The organism is Seohaeicola sp. 4SK31 (genome assembly GCF_028802875.1).
GTDB lineage: Bacteria > Pseudomonadota > Alphaproteobacteria > Rhodobacterales > Rhodobacteraceae > Seohaeicola.
In genome coordinates, this window is sequence record NZ_JARAMP010000016.1 from 56,955 (window position 1) to 74,490 (window position 17,536).

At 64.6% G+C, this 17,536-nt stretch carries 19 protein-coding genes; 3 read left to right on the plus strand and 16 right to left on the minus strand.

Features of this window, described 5'->3' with window-relative positions; genetic code table 11:
- Positions 1-3 precede the first annotated feature (3 nt).
- Genes tatB through PVW27_RS14260 form a run of 3 tightly spaced genes read left to right on the plus strand, consistent with a single transcriptional unit; the run spans position 4 to position 2,360 of the window.
- Entirely contained in the window at positions 4-600 is a 597-nt protein-coding gene (gene tatB / locus PVW27_RS14250) for a Sec-independent protein translocase protein TatB (RefSeq protein ID WP_274558784.1), read from the plus strand.
- 3 nt (positions 601-603) lie between these two features.
- Positions 604-1,515, plus strand: coding sequence for a twin-arginine translocase subunit TatC (tatC, locus tag PVW27_RS14255; protein ID WP_274558785.1), 912 nt, complete (start codon positions 604-606; stop codon positions 1,513-1,515).
- On the plus strand, positions 1,512-2,360 hold the full coding sequence (locus PVW27_RS14260) for an ATP-binding protein (RefSeq protein WP_274558787.1): 849 nt from the start codon (positions 1,512-1,514) through the stop codon (positions 2,358-2,360). Before tatC ends, PVW27_RS14260 begins: the two co-directional genes overlap by 4 nt.
- An 82-nt stretch (positions 2,361-2,442) precedes the next feature.
- Here PVW27_RS14260 and PVW27_RS14265 read toward each other — a convergent pair whose 3' ends face one another.
- From PVW27_RS14265 to pyrC, 16 genes are all read right to left on the minus strand, one after another.
- A complete protein-coding gene (locus tag PVW27_RS14265) occupies positions 2,443-3,750 on the minus strand; it encodes a LysM peptidoglycan-binding domain-containing M23 family metallopeptidase (protein WP_274558789.1) in 1,308 nt (435 codons plus the stop codon).
- Between the two features lie 91 nt (positions 3,751-3,841).
- A complete protein-coding gene (locus tag PVW27_RS14270; RefSeq protein ID WP_274558791.1) occupies positions 3,842-4,483 on the minus strand; it encodes a protein-L-isoaspartate(D-aspartate) O-methyltransferase in 642 nt (213 codons plus the stop codon).
- A complete protein-coding gene (gene surE, locus PVW27_RS14275; RefSeq protein ID WP_274558792.1) occupies positions 4,480-5,268 on the minus strand; it encodes a 5'/3'-nucleotidase SurE in 789 nt (262 codons plus the stop codon). The genes PVW27_RS14270 and surE overlap by 4 nt, the downstream gene beginning before the upstream one ends.
- 174 nt (positions 5,269-5,442) lie before the next feature.
- Positions 5,443-6,084: an SDR family NAD(P)-dependent oxidoreductase gene (locus PVW27_RS14280; RefSeq protein ID WP_274558794.1), complete on the minus strand. Its 642-nt coding sequence runs from the start codon at positions 6,082-6,084 to the stop codon at positions 5,443-5,445.
- 79 nt (positions 6,085-6,163) lie between these two features.
- Positions 6,164-6,439, minus strand: coding sequence for a hypothetical protein (locus tag PVW27_RS14285; RefSeq protein ID WP_274558796.1), 276 nt, complete (start codon positions 6,437-6,439; stop codon positions 6,164-6,166).
- A 213-nt stretch (positions 6,440-6,652) separates the two neighbouring features.
- Positions 6,653-8,128 carry an amidophosphoribosyltransferase gene (gene purF, locus PVW27_RS14290; protein WP_274558861.1) on the minus strand — a complete coding sequence of 492 codons (1,476 nt, stop codon included), beginning with the start codon at positions 8,126-8,128 and terminating at the stop codon, positions 6,653-6,655.
- A gap of 131 nt (positions 8,129-8,259) precedes the next feature.
- Entirely contained in the window at positions 8,260-8,820 is a 561-nt protein-coding gene (locus tag PVW27_RS14295) for a CvpA family protein (protein WP_274558798.1), read from the minus strand.
- Between the two features lie 64 nt (positions 8,821-8,884).
- Entirely contained in the window at positions 8,885-10,249 is a 1,365-nt protein-coding gene (gene radA, locus PVW27_RS14300) for a DNA repair protein RadA (RefSeq protein ID WP_274558800.1), read from the minus strand.
- A gap of 154 nt (positions 10,250-10,403) precedes the next feature.
- Positions 10,404-10,853, minus strand: a complete 450-nt coding sequence (locus PVW27_RS14305; RefSeq protein ID WP_274558802.1) for a paraquat-inducible protein A — start codon at positions 10,851-10,853, stop codon at positions 10,404-10,406.
- A complete protein-coding gene (locus PVW27_RS14310; protein ID WP_274558804.1) occupies positions 10,850-11,239 on the minus strand; it encodes a hypothetical protein in 390 nt (129 codons plus the stop codon). Before PVW27_RS14310 ends, PVW27_RS14305 begins: the two co-directional genes overlap by 4 nt.
- A complete protein-coding gene (locus tag PVW27_RS14315; RefSeq protein ID WP_274558806.1) occupies positions 11,236-11,982 on the minus strand; it encodes an ABC transporter ATP-binding protein in 747 nt (248 codons plus the stop codon). The genes PVW27_RS14310 and PVW27_RS14315 overlap by 4 nt, the downstream gene beginning before the upstream one ends.
- On the minus strand, positions 11,979-12,761 hold the full coding sequence (locus tag PVW27_RS14320) for an MlaE family ABC transporter permease (protein ID WP_274558808.1): 783 nt from the start codon (positions 12,759-12,761) through the stop codon (positions 11,979-11,981). Before PVW27_RS14320 ends, PVW27_RS14315 begins: the two co-directional genes overlap by 4 nt.
- The gene (gene alr, locus PVW27_RS14325) at positions 12,758-13,801 is read right to left on the minus strand and encodes an alanine racemase (protein WP_274558809.1); all 1,044 of its coding nucleotides are present in this window, start codon (positions 13,799-13,801) and stop codon (positions 12,758-12,760) included. Before alr ends, PVW27_RS14320 begins: the two co-directional genes overlap by 4 nt.
- A gap of 122 nt (positions 13,802-13,923) precedes the next feature.
- Positions 13,924-15,423 (minus strand): replicative DNA helicase, encoded by a 1,500-nt coding sequence (locus PVW27_RS14330; protein ID WP_274558811.1) that lies wholly within the window; start codon positions 15,421-15,423, stop codon positions 13,924-13,926.
- A gap of 217 nt (positions 15,424-15,640) precedes the next feature.
- Complete coding sequence (locus tag PVW27_RS14335) at positions 15,641-16,321, minus strand: orotate phosphoribosyltransferase (protein WP_274558813.1); 681 nt, start codon at positions 16,319-16,321, stop codon at positions 15,641-15,643.
- Between the two features lie 110 nt (positions 16,322-16,431).
- Entirely contained in the window at positions 16,432-17,475 is a 1,044-nt protein-coding gene (gene pyrC / locus PVW27_RS14340; protein ID WP_274558815.1) for a dihydroorotase, read from the minus strand.
- Positions 17,476-17,536 lie beyond the last annotated feature (61 nt).

Genomic DNA, 17,536 nt, shown 5'->3' on the forward strand with positions numbered 1-17,536 from the left:
TCCATGTTCGATCTGGGCTGGACCGAGCTTCTGCTCATCGGCATCGTCGCGTTGATCGTGGTCGGGCCGAAAGACCTGCCGGTGCTGTTCCGCAATGTGGGGCGCTTCGTCGGCAAGGCGCGGGGCATGGCGCGGGAGTTCAGCCGGGCAATGGAAGACGCAGCCGACGAGTCGGGCGTGCGTGATGTGGCCAAAAGCCTGAAATCCGTGGCCGATCCCAAGAAGATGGGGTTGGACAAGATCCGCGAGGCGACGGACGAGCTCAAGGCGTGGAAGCCCGGCTCGGAAACCGCCAAACTGGCCGCAGACCGGGCCGAGGCGGCCGCCAAGCTGCGCGAGCAGAGCAAGCCCGAGGCTGTCGCGGCCAAGGCCGAGGCGGCGCGGACCGTGGCGGCCGAGCAAGCGGCCCCCGCCGCCAAGCCAGCCGCTGCTGCCCCCAAGGCCAAAGCCGCAGCCAAGCCAAAGGCGGCGGCCCCGGCCAAGCCTGCGGCCAAACCGGCTGCATCCAGGACCAAGGCCACATCCACTGCTGCGGCCTCCAAACCTGCGCCCCGGACCCGGTCCAAGGCAAAGACCGCAGATCCCTCGGCGCAAGAGTAGATCATGACCAAACAAGACGAGATCGACGATAGCAGCGCCCCGCTGATCGAGCATCTGGCGGAACTGCGCACGCGCCTGATCCATTCCGTGGTGGCCTTCATCCTTGGGATGATCATCTGCTTCACGGTATGGAACCCGATCTTCAACTTCCTGACGCATCCGCTCTGTTCGGCCATGGCCGAGCGCGGGCACGAGGATTGCGGGCTGATCCTGATCCGCCTGCAGGAAGGTTTCTTCGTCGCCGTCTCGATCTCGCTGATGGGGGGGCTGATGCTGTCCTTCCCCTACATCGCCTATCAGCTATGGCGCTTCGTGGCGCCGGGCCTCTACAAATCCGAAAAGGGCGCGTTCCTGCCCTTCCTGCTGGCCTCGCCCTTCATGTTCTTTCTGGGCGCAGGCTTCGCCTTCTATGTGGTGACACCGCTGGCCTTCGATTTCTTCCTGGGCTTCCAGCAACCCGGCACCATTCTGGGCGACTCCGCACCAGAGGGGAACGCCGTCGCCGGGATCGCCTTTCAGGGCTCCGCGCAGGAATATCTCAGCCTGACAATCAAGTTCATCGTGGCCTTCGGCCTCTGCTTCCAACTGCCGGTCCTGCTGACCCTGATGGGCAAGGCGGGGATCGTCAGTTCGGAAGGGCTGGCCAATGTGCGCAAATATGCGGTGGTCGGCATCCTGATTCTGGCCGCCCTTGTCACGCCGCCCGATGTGATCACCCAGATCATCCTCTTTGTCGTGGTCTACGGGCTCTATGAGATTTCGATCTTTCTGGTCCGCCGGGTCGAAACCAAGCGCGAAGAGAAACTCCGCGCCGAGGGTTACTACGATGACGAAGAGGATTTCGACGATCCGCTGATCAAGGAATTCGACGAGGATCTGGCCAGTGGGACCGACGGCGAGGACAAGTCGAAGTGAGTTCCAAGACCCTCAAACGCATCGCTGCGGCGCTGGAACGTCTGGCCCCACCGCCGCCGCAAGCCCCGGATTTCGACGCGGCTGAGGCTTTCGTCTGGCATGTCGAGCCTGACCGGCTGGAACCCGTGCCGCAAGTGTCGGGTGTGGCGCTGCGCCTGCTGGTGGGCGTGGATCGGTCGCGCGACACGCTGCTTGAGAACACGCTGCAATTCGCCCGTGGTCTGCCTGCGAACAATGCCCTTCTCTGGGGCGCGCGCGGCATGGGCAAATCCAGCCTCGTCAAGGCTGTCCATGCCGAAGTGCAGGCGCAGGGCCTGCCCCTGAAACTGGTGGAATTGCAGCGCGAGGATCTGCCGTCCGTCGCGCGCCTGCTGAACCTGCTGCGCGTGCGCCCCGAGCGGTTCGTTCTGTTCTGCGACGACCTCTCCTTCAGCCATGACGATCAGCATTACAAATCGCTGAAAGCGGTTCTGGACGGTGGGATCGAGGGACGCCCCGACAACGTGATCTTTTACGCCACGTCGAACCGGCGCCATCTGATGCCGCGCGACATGATCGAGAATGAACGCTCCAGCGCCATCAATCCCTCCGAAGCCGTGGAAGAGAAAGTGTCCCTCTCCGACCGTTTCGGCCTCTGGCTGGGCTTTCACGCCTGCGATCAGGATCAGTTTCTGGCGATGATCCGGGGTTATTGCACGGCCTTCGGCATCGACATCCCCGAAGAGCGTCTGCGGGCCGAAGCGATCGAATGGCAGGCCACGCGCGGCGCACGCTCTGGCCGGGTGGCCTGGCAATTCGTGACCGATCTGGCGGGCCGCGAAGGTGTGCGCCTCACGCAAGGCTGAAACGCCGCGCCGCCTGTGTCACCGTTCTGCAAATACTATACCTGCGGCCCGCATCCTTGCGGACCGCCTGAGGTTGCGCGCCTCAGCGCGGTGCGAGATAGGGGGTCGGGTCCACGCTGTCGAAGCCTTTGCGCACTTCGAAATGCAGATAGTTCGACGACCCGGACCGGATCTGCGCGATCTTCTGCCCGCGGGTGACCTTGTCATCCTTCTTGACGACCGCGCCTTCCACATTGGCATAAACCGTCAGAAGGTTGTCCGGATGCCGGATCACGATGATCGGGATCTGATCGGCGCTGGCGGTGATGGCGGCCACGGTGCCGGCTTCCGCAGCGACGATGGAAGTCCCCGACGGGGCCTGGATGTCCAGACCGTCATTCTTGCCCTTCTGGTAGTCGCGGATGATCGTTCCCTGCACCGGGGTGGCCAGTTGCGCATTGCCTGCCGGGGCGGACTGCGCCGCGCCAAGGTTGGGCGCCGTGGTGGCCGGCGCGGGGGCGGCAGCGGGCCGCGTCGTCTCGGTCGGCAGCGGTGTCGCCGCCGATGGTGGAACCGGCGTCGGCGATCCGGCACCCGGCGCGGTCACGGCGGCGGCCGCCGCCGGACGGGCCGGGGCCTCGGCATCCGGGACCGGGATCAACAGGAACTGACCTTCGCGGATGGTGTAATCCGATCCCAGACCGTTCCATTCGGCCAGTGACCGGACCGAGACATTGTAAAGCCGCGAGATCGTAAAGGCCGTCTCGCCGCGCTTGACCTGATGGCGCGTGGGTTCCAGTCCGACCTGCGGACGCTGTGCCGCGGCGGCGGGTGCCGGGGCTGCGGCAGAGGTGATCATCCCACCGCCCGCCGGTGGCAGGGTCGTCGTGCTGACGGCCGCCGCGTCCGAGCGGTCGATGGCGCTGCTGGCCAGACTGGTGATATCGGTGCCCGGCGGCTGGATCGTGCCGAACCCGCCCGTCGCTGCAGAAGGCTCCGCGACGCGGCGGGGCAGGGCCACCACCTCGTCCGGGCGCAGCGGATCGGCAGGGCGCAAGCCGTTGAAACGCGCCAGTTCATCGGGCGCGATCCCGATCCGCGTGGCGACATCCGCGACGGTGTCTCCTTGCCGGGCGACGGCCACCTGATAGTTCGGATAAGAGATGACGCCGCGCGCATCCGGCGCAGGGCGGTTGGCGACGGGCTGTCGCGCCGCCTCGGCGGTGTCGAGCGTGTCGCCGAAATTGCCACGCATGTCAAAGTCCAGCGGCCTGTCACAGGCCGCCAACAGGCCAAGCGCCGTGCCGGCCAGGATCAGGTGACGCAGCGTGCGGGTCGGGGATGGACGGCCTGTGCCTGTCAGGCCCGGACGAAATGTGCGGGGGGCAGCGGGACGGCTCTGTTCGGTCATCTCGATTTCCTCTGTCCTGCCCCTTGCGGCGGGGCCTGGTTGTTATCGTTCTGTCCGGCCCTGCGACCGGTTCGGGGTCATCCTTCGCCTGTCAGTCGCGCCCCAGACCCTCGACCAGAGGCACGAACCGGACCGGGCGCAACTCGTCATAGTCAAAGCCCGTGTCATGACGGGTCACGCGGATCAGGCTTTGCACCGTGTCGGACTGTCCCACCGGCAAAACCATGATACCCCCGATTTTCAATTGGGCCAAGAGGGGGCCGGGCGGGTCTTCGGCGGCAGCGGTCACGAGGATGCGATCAAACGGCGCCTGATCGGGCAGACCAAAGCTGCCATCGGCGGTAAAGGCGGTGATATTGGTCAGTTGCAACGCATCAAAGATCTCGCGCGCCTCGCGGACAAGTCGGCGATGCCGGTCCACCGTATAGACCCGGCGGGCCAGTTGCGACAGGATCGCCGCCTGATAGCCCGATCCCGTGCCCACCTCCAGAACCGTGTCGCGGGCGCTGACCTGCAAGGCCTGCGTCATCAGCCCCACGATCGACGGCTGGCTGATCGTCTGCCCGCAGGCGATGGGCAGGGGCATGTCCTCATAGGCGCGGGCGGCGAAGATCCCGCGGATGAAAGGGCCGCGGTCGATCTTTTCCATGGCCGTCAGGACACGGCTGTCTGTCACCCCCTTGGAGCGCAGGGCATAGAGGAACTGCATCTTGCGTTCCGCCGCGTCGCTCATTCGATCCCTTTCAACGGCTCCAGAAGGTCATGCGCCGTCAGATCCGCCCGCATCGGCGTGACCGAGATATAGCCGTCCAGATTCACCGCCGCATCGGTGCCGGGCAGGGTGGGCACATGCTGCTCGCCACCCTTGATCCACAGGAAACGCCGCCCCGAGGGCGACAGATGCGGCTCGACCGAGAAACGGGTGTTGCGGCGGAACCCCTGCGGCACCACGCGCGCCCCGCGCACGCCCTCGGCCGGAACGGGCGGGAAGTTGATGTTGTAGAACACCCGGTAATCCGCTCCATGCTCGGCCTCTGGCGTCGCGGCCAGAAGCTTGCGGATCAGCGCAGGACCATGCACCCCTGCCGCCTCGAAAGGATCGGGCGCGGCAAAGTTCGAGGGGCCCAGATATTGCGACAGCGCCATCGCGGGGATGCGTTGCAAGGCCGCCTCCATGGCCCCCCCCAGCGTGCCGGAATACAGCGCGTTCTCGGCCGAATTGTTGCCCCGGTTCACGCCCGACAGCACCAGATCGGGCACCGCCCCCTCCATCACGTCATGAATGCCCGCCAGCACGCAATCGGCGGGGCTGCCTTCGGTCGCAAAGCGCCGCTCGCCCAGCTTGGCGATCATCATCGGATGGGTATAGCTGATGCAATGGGCGACGCCGGATTGTTCGAAAGCAGGGGCCACGACCCAGACCTCGCCCTCCGGTCCGGCCAGATCGGCGGCGATGCGCTCCAGTACGGCCAGACCCGGCGCGTTGATCCCGTCGTCATTGGTAATAAGAATACGCATGCCTGCCCCGGTTCACCTTTTTTCATGGTGTAGAGGACGGGCGCGACGGGGGCAAGAAGGCAGCGCCCTCCTTTCATCGTTCTGCAAATACGCAATTCTCCCATCGCAGCAGGCGGGCCCTGTGCATGTGATCAGGCGGGGAATGAGTATTTGTGGAACGATGAAGCGGATGGCTCAGCCCAGCAGGGCCAGCAGGCGCGCCGCCTCGTCGCGCGGATGCGCCAGGGGCGCGCGATCCTCGCCGGGGAAAAAGCGCGCGCGGGTGGCGGTGGGCATGGGGGCTGGGGTCAGCACATGCACGCGCGGCCCGGTCTTGACGGTTTCCGCCGCCCAGCTTTGCGCCAGCGCGATCTGCGCGGCCTTGGTGGCGCCATAGGCACCAAAGAATTTGTGCCCCGCGCGCGGATCGTCAAAGAACAGCGCCGTGCCCGCCTGTCCCAGAAGCGGGGCAATATAGGGGATCAACTGCCCTGTCGCCGTGACGTTGCAGGCTACGGATTTGTCCCAGTCGCGCGCGTCGATGGTGTTGGCGGGGGACAGGGGCGCGGCGTGAATGGCCGTATGCGCCCAAAGATCGACATGCCCCCAGCGATCATGGATCGACCGGCACAGCTGCGCCATCGCCTCGGGCTTGGTGATGTCCATCGGGGCCAGTGTCGCCTGACCGCCCGCCGCCTTGATCCGGTCGTCCAGTTCCTCCAGCGCGCCGGTGGTCCGGCCCACCGCCACGATGTGATGGGTGGCGGCCAGCGCCTCGGCCAATGCCGCGCCAAGGCCCCGCGAGGCTCCGGTGATCAGGGCGATTTTCTCGGACATCTTGGTTCTCCTCGCGCTTGCGTCGCGCCCGATGTGAGGGGTTGCGCGCCCAAGGTCAAGGGGGCAGGCGGCGCAAGCGTCAGGGCATGGCCAGCCGCTGGGCCTCGCCATTGCGGATCATGTGGATCAGGCCCGGTTCTATCGCCGCGATGGTGGCGTCGCCGATCCTGTCGCCAAGACCCAGTTGCTGCACGCTGCCATTGCTCATCCGGATCAGCGCGCGCGAGGCTTGCCCCGCGACCACCGTGCCAAGCAGCGTTGTGCCGTCAAGCGGCAGCCGGCCTGTCAATGTCGCGGCGGATTGGGTTTTTTCCGTTGTGGGTGTTGTGTCGTCGCTTGGATATGTCGTGCTCATGCCGGTCTGTCATGCCCTGTGATGTTGCCGTCACGCGGCCTGTCGCATGGCAGACAGGGCAGGGAAAGGGGGGTGGCACCACTCTTTCGATCCTCGGCGGGGCATGCGCGATCCGATGCCGAGACGCGGGCAAAACCTTGCCGCATGTCCCATCATCCGGCTGCGACGGATTGTCCGCATCCCTTGTGGCGCTTGATCGCGTGACCTTTCAGGTCACTCGGCCGCCTTCAACTGGAAACCTTTTTCGATCATGTCGGACGGGGCCACCGGATATTCGCCCGAGAAGCAGGCGTCGCAATATTGCGGGCATTTGGCACTGCGCCCCTGCGCCTCGCCCACGGCACGGTAAAGCCCGTCCAGCGAGATGAACTTGAGGCTGTCCACCGCCAGATGCTCGCGCATCTCCTCTTCGGTCATGGTCGCCGCCAGCAGCTTGTCGCGCTGCGGGGTGTCCACACCATAGAAGCAAGGCCAGGCCGTGGGCGGAGAGGCGATGCGGAAATGCACCTCCTTAGCGCCTGCATCCAGGATCATTTCCTTGATCTTGCGGCTGGTAGTGCCGCGCACCACCGAATCGTCCACCAGGATCACCCGCTTGCCCCGGATCAGCGCGCGGTTCACGTTCAGCTTCAGGCGCACACCCATGTTGCGGATGCTCTCGGTCGGCTCGATGAAAGTCCGGCCCATATACTGGTTGCGGATGATGCCCATGCCATAGGGAATCCCGCTCTCATGGGCAAAGCCGATCGCCGCGGGCGTGCCGCTGTCGGGCACCGGGCAGACCAGATCCGCATCCTGCGGTGCCTCGCGCGCCAGTTCCACACCGATCTGGCGGCGCGTTTCATAAACCGACCGCCCTCCGATGATGCTGTCGGGGCGCGAGAAATAGACATGTTCAAAGATACAGAAGCGCGGCGATTGCTTGCGGAAGGGAAAGCGGCTTTCCAGACCCTTGTGGTCGATCACCACCATCTCGCCGGGTTCGATCTCGCGGATGAACTCGGCCCCGATGATGTCCAGCGCGCATGTTTCCGACGACAGCACCCAGCCATCGCCCACGCGGCCCAGCACCAGCGGGCGCACTCCCAAGGGATCGCGCACACCGATCAGCTTGGTCCGGGTCATGGCGACGACCGAAAACGCGCCTTCCACCCGGCGCAGCGCATCTTCCATGCGTTCGGCGATATTGCGTTGCAGGGACCGCGCCATCAGGTGGATGATGCATTCGCTGTCGGAACTGGACTGGAAGATCGAACCACGCTCGATCAATTCGCGGCGCAGCGCATCGGCATTGGTGATGTTGCCGTTATGGGCAATCGCGGCACCCCCCACGGAAAACTCGCCGAAGAACGGCTGCACGTCGCGGATGACAGCGCCTTTCGATCCGGCGGTGGAATAGCGCACATGCCCGATGGCCAAGGGGCCGGGCAGGGTCTGCATCAAGGTCTGCGATGTGAAATTGTCGCGCACATAGCCGAAGCGATGGGCCGAATTGAACCCCAACTCAGGATGATGCGCCACGATCCCGCCCGCCTCCTGCCCGCGATGTTGCAGGGCATGCAGGCCAAGCGCCACGAAATTCGCGGCATCAGTGACACCGAGCACACCGAAGACACCGCATTCCTCGTGCAGCTTGTCATCGCCGTCGTCGCCGTAGGCGTCGAAATCGAAAGGATGGGAGGGGGGCATGAGTTTGGACAAGGCAAGCTCCGAATCCGAATGGCGTGCGTCTGCCCCCTCTTAAGGGGTCAGCGCGCCAGTGTCACGAAAGGATCACATAAGATCTGAACCGGCGGCGCGCCGGTCCATCACACCAGGACTTACTGCGGTGCTTCGCAGATACCGACAAGGTCTTCATACTGCTGCGCGATCCAGCCCAGCGCCTGATCGGGGTTCCGTTCGCCGATCTGGCCGGTCAGATTGGCGAAAACGCGCGCCGAGCGGCTGTCATCGACCATGGCGATCTGCTGGGCCGAGGCGATGGTTTCATAGGCGAAAAAGGCCACGGCCACCAGAACGATGCCGCGCAGCACGCCGAACAGAAAGCCCGCGCCCTGATCCAGCCCACCCAGAACCGACCGTTGCACAAGGTTCGAGAACAGCGGTGTGAACAGCGACGCGACCACAAGGGCCAAGGCAAAGACCGCACCGAAGGCCGCGATGATGGACAATTCGCAGCTATCCGCGATCATGGCCCCCACGACCGGGATCTCCTTGACCAGCGGCTGAACCTGCGGTGCGAACATGAACGCGACCAGGGCCGCCACGATCCAGCCCGCAATCGCCAGCGCCTCGCGCACGAAGCCGCGGCTATAGGCCAGCAGCGCCGAGACCACGATCACGGCCGCCACCACGCCGTCGATAAGGGTAAAGCCTTCCATGTCGTCCCGTTCCTTGCCTTGAGGCGCGACCCTGCGCCGAAAACCCTAACCACGCGGCGTGGCGCTACCCAGCGCCGAAAATCTCGCCCACGAAAGCGGTCAGATCACCCATCCGGGTCAGCTTCATCCCGCTGTCGCCACCCGGCTTGCCGCCAGAGGGCGCGATGGCCGCTGTGAAACCAAGTTTTTGCGCTTCTTTCAACCTGTTTTCCGTCTGACTGACCGGCCGCAGGGCACCCGACAGACTGATTTCGCCGAAAATCACCGTTTCCTTCGGCAGGGCGGCGTCTTCCCGCGCACTCAGCAGGGCTGCGGCCACGGCCAGATCGGCGGCGGGCTCGGTCACCTTCATGCCGCCCGCCACGTTCAGATAGACATCAAGCCCCGTGAAGGGAATGCCGCAGCGCGCCTCCAGCACCGCCAGGATCATCGCCAGACGCCCGCCATCCCAGCCCACGACCGACCGACGCGGCTGGCTGTGGGGCGATGGGGCAACCAGCGCCTGAAACTCGACCAGCAGGGGGCGCGTGCCCTCGACCCCCGCAAAGACCACCGATCCGGGGCTGGGCTCGCCCCGTTCGGACAGGAACAGCGCCGAGGGGTTCAGTACCTCGGCCAGCCCCGATCCGGTCATTTCAAAGACGCCGATCTCGTCGGCCGGGCCGAAGCGGTTCTTGACCGCGCGCAGGATGCGGAACTGATGCCCGCGCTCACCCTCGAAATAGAGCACGGTATCGACCATGTGCTCGACCACGCGGGGGCCCGCGATCTGACCATCCTTGGTCACATGGCCCACAAGGATCACCGACATGTCCCGCCGCTTGGCAAAATTGGTCAACTCATGCGCCGCCGCGCGCACCTGCGACACCGATCCCGGCGCGCTTTCCACATTGTCGGCCCACATCGTCTGAATCGAATCGATCACCGCCAGCTGCGGCTTCTCTGTCTCCAGCGTGGTCAGGATGTCGCGCAGATTGGTGGCTGCGGCCAGTTGCACCGGCGCATCCCCCAGTCCCAGACGCTGCGCCCGCATCCGCACCTGCGCGGATGCTTCCTCGCCCGAGACATAGATGGTCTTCAGCCCCGCCTGGGCAAAGCGCGCGGCGGCCTGCAACAGCAGCGTGGACTTGCCGATCCCCGGATCACCGCCCACCAGAATGGCGCTTGATGGCACCAGTCCGCCACCCAGCACGCGATCCAGTTCCGAGATGCCCGAATTGGTCCGCGGCGGTGGGGTCTCCTCGGTCGCCAGATCGGTCAGTTTGATGGGCGAGCCGCGCTTGCCCCCCAGCGTTTTCGAGGCGGGACCGGCGGATAGCGGTGCCTCCTCGACAATCGTGTTCCACGCGCCGCAGGCGTCACAGCGCCCGGACCACTTGTTGAAGGATGCGCCGCAGGCGTTGCAGGAAAAGCTGTTGGATTTTGCCATGACGCAGTCATGCCCCAGCGGTGCCGGGCGGTCAAACCCTGAAATCAGCGGTCTGCCCTGGCCCGGTTTTCTGGCGCGCGGGCGGTCGATGGGTATTCAGGCCGAAGCGCGGAAGAAATGTTGAAAAAATGAAACCAATGACCTTAATTCAGCATCATTGTTTCCGTGTCACAAGCGACAGCGCAAGCGAGGTCAGGATGCAGGCCGTGAACAGGTAAAGCCCCCAGGCCACCTCAAGCCGTCCCACGCCCATGCCCTTGGCGATCACGATATAAAGCGCGATCAGGAAAATATCCGCCATGGCCAGCTTTCCGGCCATGGCGACCACAGGCAAAAGCCGCGGCGTCATCCGCCCCAGATGGATCAACGCCAGACCTGCGGTCTTGAGCATCGGCGCCACAAGCGCAAACACCGTCACCACAAGCGCCAGAACCACATCCTCGCTCCAGAGCGTGACCAGTCCCGATACGACCGAAATCTCGTCGGCGCGAAAGAAAGGAAGCAGTTGCGCACGCATCAGGGGGGCGAACCACGACAGGGGGAACAGGATCAGCAACGCCAGATTGGCCGCAATCAGCGCGGGATGCGCGCGGGACCGCTTCACTGCGCCAGCCACCAGAGCACAAACAGCGCCGCGATCAGCAGCGCGTGCAGCGCGTCGATCCCAATCCAGCGCCGACCGGGCAGGACCCCGGACATCGCCAGCGGGATCGATGCGGTCAGTGCGATCACCATGCCGCCACCGGCATTGGCCACATCATAGGCAAGCTGCGCCAGCGGCCCGCTTGTCAGGCCCAGCAGCGGCGGCGCGACACGGGCGGCAATCCCCAGCACGGCCAGCAGCAGCGCCACCATCGCCAGAAGCCGCGCCGGACCCGTGGCAACCAGTCCGCGCAGCAGCGCCAGCAGCAGGGTCACGGGCAGGTAGATCGTGGTCTTGAGCGCCAGAAACGCCAGCAGGATAGGGCTTGGCTCGAAGAGCGTGCTCATCGCACCGCCTCGATCGGGCCTGTCGCGCGGCCATGGATGAACTGGTCCAGATAGGGATCACCCGAGTCATCCATCTGCGCCACCGGCCCGGTCCATTTGATCACCCCGTCATGCAGCATTGCCACATTGTCGGCAATGGCGCGTACCGATGTCATGTCATGGGTGATCGTCATGGCGGTCGCGCCCATCTCGGTCACGATCTCGCGGATCAGCTCATTGATGACACCCGCCATGATCGGGTCCAGCCCGGTGGTCGGCTCGTCGAAAAAGATGATCTCGGGCTCGGCGGCGATGGCGCGGGCCAGACCCACGCGCTTCTGCATGCCCCCCGACAGTTCCGCAGGCAGCTTGTCCGCCACATCGGGTTTCAGCCCCACGCGGCGCAGCTTTTCAATCGCGATGGCGCGGGCTTCGTCCTTGGGGCGTTTCAGCGTGCCACGCATCAGCCGGAACGCGACATTCTGCCAGACGGGCAGCGAATCGAACAGCGCGCCGCCCTGAAACAGCATCCCGAAGCGCGCCAGAAAGGCGTCGCGGTCGCCCTTGCGCACATCCTGCCCGTCCACCTCAATCGTGCCGCGGTCGGGCGTGACCAGCCCAAGAATGCATTTCAGCGCAATCGACTTACCGGTGCCCGATCCGCCGATGATCACCATCGACGTGCCCTTCGGCACATGCAGGTTCACCCCGCGCAACACGCGATTGGACCCGAACGCCTTGTGAACATCGGTCAGCCTGATCATGCCGAGAAAAACGCCTCCGTCAGGATGAAATTCGCCGCCAGGATCAGGATGGCCGCCGCCACCACCGATCCTTTGGTTGCGCGCCCCACGCCCATCGCGCCGCGCGCCGAGTTCATGCCATAGTAGCAGCCCATGAGCGCGGCGATGAAGCCGAAGACCGCCCCCTTGGCCAGGGATGAGATGACGTCCCGCATCTCAAGGAAATCGGCCGTATTCTTCAGATATGTGGTGGCGTTGAAGCCCAGCCTCTCGGTGCCAACCAGAAACCCGCCATAAATGCCGATCACATCGCCCACACCCACCAGCATGGGCATCACCAGCGTGGCTGCCAGCACGCGCGGAAGCGTCAGGTATTTCATCGGATGTGTGGACAGGGTCACCAGCGCGTCGATCTGTTCGGTCACCTTCATCGTGGCGATCTCGGCCGCGATGCTGGATGTGACCCGCGCCGCGATCATCAGGCCGACCAGCACGGGACCAAGCTCGCGCACCATGCCGATGGCCACGATCTGCGGCACCACCGCTTCCGCCGAAAAGCGGGCGCTGCCGGCGTAGATCTGCAAGGCAAGGGCGCCACCGGTAAACAAGGCGGTCAGCCCCACCACAGGCAACGAGAAATAGCCGATCTGCAACAAGGCCTGCCCGAACTCGCGCGGATAGAAGGGCGGTCGCGCCAGATGGCTGATGGTCTGGCCGGTAAAGATGGCGAAGCGGCCCAGAGCGGCCAGAAGCGCAAGGGTAGACCGGCCCAGCGCGGCAAGGGGAGACAGAAGGATCATGCCCCGGTATAGCGCCGCTGATACCGGCTGCCCAGAGAGGTCAGGATCTCATAGCCGATGGTGCCCGCGATATCGGCCAGCGTGTCCACGGTCTGCACATGGTTCAACAGATCAAGACTGCGCGGTTCCTCGGGCAGATGCGAGATATCGACCGTGATCAGATCCATCGAGACCCGCCCGCGCACCGGACAGGCCGTATCCCCCGCATAAAGATGCAGGCCCTTGGACAGGGCGCGGTGGATGCCGTCGGCATAGCCCGCCGCCACCGTGGCCAGCCGGATCGGCTGGCTGGCGGTCCAGCTGTTGCCATAGCCCACAGGCTCGCCCACCTCGACCACGCGGGTCTGGATCACCGGCAGGCTGACATGGGCGACAGCCCGCGCCTGCGTGAAGGGCGCGCCGCCATAAAGCCCGATACCGGGGCGTGTCAGGTCGAAATGATAGTCCGGCCCCAGAAGGATGCCGCCGGTTGCCGCCAATGAACGCGGCACGTCCAGCCCGTCGGTCATGGCGCGGAACGTGGCCAGCTGAATCTGGTTCATCGGATGATCCGGCTCATCCGCACAGGCCAGATGCGACATGATCAGGGTGATGTTCTGCTCCAGCGCGATATCGCGCAGCGCCGCCCATTCGGCGGGTTCCATCCCCAAGCGGTTCATGCCGCTGTCCAGCTGCACCCCGAAAGGATGGCCCGGCAGCGCCTCGACATGGCGCAGCATCTGGTCGATGGAATTGATCATCGGTGTCAGATGCAGATCATGGATGCGGTCGGTATCCCCTGCCATATGCCCCGAAAAGACGTTGATCTCGGGTCCCGGACCCAGTGCCTCGCGCAGCTCGGCCGCTTCTTCGGTCACGGCCACGAAAAAGCGCCGCGCACCCGCCCGCGCCAAGGCCCGCCCGACGCGACCGGCGCCCAATCCATAGGCCCCCGCCTTGATCACGGCGGCGGTTTCCACCCCGGCGCCAGAGGCAGCATCCAGGGCGCGCCAATTGGCGGTCAGGGCATCAAGGTCGATGGTCAGGGTCGCGGCTGTCATGGGGTCGTTTTGGCATGCCGGGTTCCAAGGTCAAGGCCAAATCGGACGCAAGGCTTGGGGCCAGCACCGGACATGGATATTTTTGGCAAGAAGAAGCAGCAGGCGGCGCGCGCCCATCGGCCTCAGAAGCCCACATCCTCGCCGCTGCCCTGCTGCCAGGGTTTGACCAGGTTGCCGAAGCGGGTGAAGCGACCCTCGAAGCTGAGTTCGACCGTGCCGATGGGACCATGCCGCTGCTTGCCGATCACGACCTCCGCCTTGCCATGCAGCCGCTCCATCTCGGCCTGCCATGTGGCCATCTTCTCCAGCTCGTGATCGCCGGGCTTCTCGCGTTCCTTGTAATATTCCTCGCGGAACACGAACATCACCACATCGGCATCCTGTTCGATCGACCCGGATTCGCGCAGGTCCGACAGCTGCGGGCGCTTGTCCTCGCGGCTTTCGACCTGACGGCTCAACTGCGACAGGGCGATGACAGGGATGTTCAATTCCTTGGCGATGGCCTTCAGGCCCATCGTGATCTCCGAGATCTCGTTCACCCGGTTCTCGGACTTGCCCGCGCCGCGCACCAGCTGCAGATAGTCCACGATCAACAGGTCCAGCCCATGCGTCCGCTTCAGGCGCCGCGCGCGCGCGGCCAACTGGCTGATCGGCAGGGCAGGGGTGTCGTCGATGAACAGCGGGCAAGCCTCCAGCGACTTGGCGGCCTCGACGAAGCGGCGGAACTCGCCCTCCGTCATGTCACCGCGCCGGATCTGCTCGCTGGGCACTTCGGCGGCCTCGGACAGGATACGGGCGGCCAACTGCTCGGCGCTCATCTCCAGACTGTAGAACCCGACGACGCCGCCCTCGACCGTGCCCTCATGCCCGTCGGGCAGGATGCCGCGCTTATAGGCCTTGGCCACGTTGAAAGCGATGTTGGTGGCCAGCGAGGTTTTCCCCATCGACGGACGCCCGGCAAGGATCAGAAGGTCGGACTTGTGCAAACCGCCCAGCTTCTTGTCCATGTCGATCAGACCCGTGGAAATGCCCGCAAGCCCCCCCTCGCGCTGATAGGCGGCATTGGCCACGTTCACCGCATCGGTGACCGCGCGCAGGAACGACTGAAACCCGGTATCGGTCTTGCCCTGTTCGCTCAGCTTGTAGAGCGCCTGTTCCGCCTCGACGATCTGTTCGCGCGGCTCGGAGGCTATGTCCACCTTGGCGGCCTTGGCGGCGATGTCGCGCCCCAGCCCGATCAATTCGCGCCGGATCGCCAGATCATAGATCATCTGCGCATAATCGCGCACCGCATAGGACGACACCGCCGATCCCGCCAGACGCGCCAGATAGGCCGGGCCGCCCAGTTCCTCCAGCCCCGAATCCCCTTCGAAGAAGGCTTTCAGCGTCACCGGCGAGGCCAGGTTGTTCTTGGCGATCCGCGCCGCCGCGACCTCATAGATGCGCGCATGCACGGGATCGTAGAAATGCTGCGCCCCGATGATGGCGGCGACACGGTCATAGACGTCGTTATTCGTCAGGATCGCGCCCAGAAGCTGCTGCTCGGCCTCGATCGAGTGAGGCATCGTGTCGGGTTCCTGAACCACGGTGCCGGTGGCATTGAAAACGCTGACTGTGTTCATGATCGTCCCTGTCATTCCAGCCCGTGTCATAGAAAGCGCGGGCCGCGGGGGCAAATTGTATGTTTCTGGGGATAGGCTGTGCATATCCCCTCTGCCTACCGCATCATGGGGCGCGACGGGGCCATGCGTCAACATCTGGATGATCTGCGCCGGCCATCCCTTGTCCGGCCGCACAGGGACGACGGCGGATTGACGCCGTCAACCCGCCCTGCGCCTGTCATTTTCCGGCGCGCGCGGCCCGCCAGGCATCCGGCGCGGTCAGAAAGGCTTCGACCTCGGCCATGGTGGTGTCATCAAAGGCCCCCGAGGCGCGCGCCTCGGCCAGAACGTCCCACCATGTGCACAGGTAATGCAGCGCAACCCCATGATCCGCCAGAACCTTCTCGGTCTGCGGGAAAATGCCGTAGTAGAAGATCACCGCCGTATGCCCGCAAGAGGCTCCGGTCTCGCGAATCGCATCGACAAAGCTGAGCTTGCTCCCACCGTCCGTGGTCAGATCCTCGACCAGCAGGACGCGCTGGCCTTCCGTCATGGCACCTTCGATCCGGGCATTGCGACCATAGCCTTTCGGCTTCTTGCGCACATAGGTCATGGGCAGGGCCATGCGTTCGGCCACAAGCGCGGCAAAGGGAATGCCTGCGGTTTCACCGCCCGCGATATTGTCGAATGCCTCGAAACCCGCATTCCGCATCACGGTCACGGTCAGGAAATCCATCAGGGTCGACCGGATCCGCGGATAGGAGATCAGCTTGCGGCAATCAATATAGACCGGCGAGGGCAGGCCGGAGGCAAAGATGAACGGCTCAACGGAATTGAAATGCACCGCCTTGATTTCCAGCAGCATCCGCGCGGTCAGGCGCGCCATCTCTTGCGCGGGGGGATAGGAAGAGGGGATCATGGCAGCATCCTTTGCAAATCTGTGTCGTCTTCATCGTTCCCCAAATACTCACATTCCGGCGCGGCGTCAGGCGCATCGGTCGCGATTGAGTATTTGCAGAACGGTGAACATCAGGCAGTCACGGTCCAGTAGAGCGGGAAGCCCGGATCAAAGACCGTCACCGGGCCGTCGCCGCCATCGATCTTGGCAGGATAGGCCACGGGGTCCGCGCCGCGTGTCAGGGTGATGTGCCCCTCGTTCACCGGCAGGCGGTAATAGGCGGGGCCATGCAGCGATGTGAACCCTTCCAGACGGTCCAACGCGCCTTCCTCCTCGAAGACTTGGGCCAGGATCGACAGGGTGTTGGTCGCGGTGAAACAGCCCGCGCAGCCACAGGCATGTTCCTTGAGCGCATCCACATGCGGGGCCGAATCCGTGCCCAGAAAGAACCGCCCATCACCCGAAGTGGCGGCGGCGCGCAGGGCCAGACGATGGCTTTCGCGCTTGGCCACGGGCAGGCAATAGTAATGCGGCTTGATCCCGCCCACGAGGATGTGGTTGCGGTTGATGATCAGGTGATGGGTGGTGATCGTGGCGGCCAGATCTTCCGGCGCAGAGCGCACATAGTCCACCGCATCCGATGTGGTCACATGTTCCATCACCACGCGCAGGCCCGGTGTGGCACGACGGATCGGATCCAGTACGCGGTCGATGAACACGGCCTCGCGGTCGAAGATATCCACCGCGTGATCCGTCACTTCGCCATGCATGCACAGCGGCAGGCCGATCTCGGCCATCCGCTCCAGCACCGGGCGCACCTTGTCGAAATTCTTCACGCCCGAGGCGGAATTGGTCGTGGCCCCTGCCGGATAAAGCTTGACCGCGTTGATCAACCCGCTGGCATGGCATGCAGCCACGTCATCCGGGTCCGTCTCCTCGGTCAGATAGAGCGTCATCAGCGGCGCGAAATCCATGCCTTCGGGCAGCGCGGCCATGATCCGGTCGCGATAGGCCATCGCCTGCGCGCCAGTGACCACGGGGGGCACCAGATTGGGCATGATGATGGCCCGCGCGAAATGGCGGGCGGTTTCCGGCAGGACCGCGCGCAGCATCGCGCCATCGCGCAGATGCAGGTGCCAGTCGTCGGGGCGGCGTATGGTGATCGTCGTGCTCATGCGCTTCGCTTACACAAAGCGCGCGCGCAGGGCCAGAGGGTGATGTGCGCAAAGCGCTGTC

Excerpts from the sequence above, each read along its gene's own strand:
- surE (WP_274558792.1), bottom strand. The coding sequence starts at position 5,268 with ATGCGTATTCTTATTACCAATGACGACGGGATCAACGCGCCGGGTCTG.
- tatB (WP_274558784.1), top strand. The coding sequence starts at position 4 with ATGTTCGATCTGGGCTGGACCGAGCTTCTGCTCATCGGCATCGTCGCG.
- tatC (WP_274558785.1), top strand. The coding sequence starts at position 604 with ATGACCAAACAAGACGAGATCGACGATAGCAGCGCCCCGCTGATCGAG.
- purF (WP_274558861.1), bottom strand. The coding sequence starts at position 8,128 with ATGCCCCCCTCCCATCCTTTCGATTTCGACGCCTACGGCGACGACGGC.
- PVW27_RS14285 (WP_274558796.1), bottom strand. The coding sequence starts at position 6,439 with ATGAGCACGACATATCCAAGCGACGACACAACACCCACAACGGAAAAA.
- pyrC (WP_274558815.1), bottom strand. The coding sequence starts at position 17,475 with ATGAGCACGACGATCACCATACGCCGCCCCGACGACTGGCACCTGCAT.
- PVW27_RS14330 (WP_274558811.1), bottom strand. The coding sequence starts at position 15,423 with ATGAACACAGTCAGCGTTTTCAATGCCACCGGCACCGTGGTTCAGGAA.
- PVW27_RS14280 (WP_274558794.1), bottom strand. The coding sequence starts at position 6,084 with ATGTCCGAGAAAATCGCCCTGATCACCGGAGCCTCGCGGGGCCTTGGC.
- PVW27_RS14295 (WP_274558798.1), bottom strand. The coding sequence starts at position 8,820 with ATGGAAGGCTTTACCCTTATCGACGGCGTGGTGGCGGCCGTGATCGTG.
- PVW27_RS14310 (WP_274558804.1), bottom strand. The coding sequence starts at position 11,239 with ATGAGCACGCTCTTCGAGCCAAGCCCTATCCTGCTGGCGTTTCTGGCG.
- PVW27_RS14270 (WP_274558791.1), bottom strand. The coding sequence starts at position 4,483 with ATGAGCGACGCGGCGGAACGCAAGATGCAGTTCCTCTATGCCCTGCGC.
- PVW27_RS14315 (WP_274558806.1), bottom strand. The coding sequence starts at position 11,982 with ATGATCAGGCTGACCGATGTTCACAAGGCGTTCGGGTCCAATCGCGTG.
- PVW27_RS14265 (WP_274558789.1), bottom strand. The coding sequence starts at position 3,750 with ATGACCGAACAGAGCCGTCCCGCTGCCCCCCGCACATTTCGTCCGGGC.
- PVW27_RS14335 (WP_274558813.1), bottom strand. The coding sequence starts at position 16,321 with ATGATCCCCTCTTCCTATCCCCCCGCGCAAGAGATGGCGCGCCTGACC.
- PVW27_RS14320 (WP_274558808.1), bottom strand. The coding sequence starts at position 12,761 with ATGATCCTTCTGTCTCCCCTTGCCGCGCTGGGCCGGTCTACCCTTGCG.
- radA (WP_274558800.1), bottom strand. The coding sequence starts at position 10,249 with ATGGCAAAATCCAACAGCTTTTCCTGCAACGCCTGCGGCGCATCCTTC.
- alr (WP_274558809.1), bottom strand. The coding sequence starts at position 13,801 with ATGACAGCCGCGACCCTGACCATCGACCTTGATGCCCTGACCGCCAAT.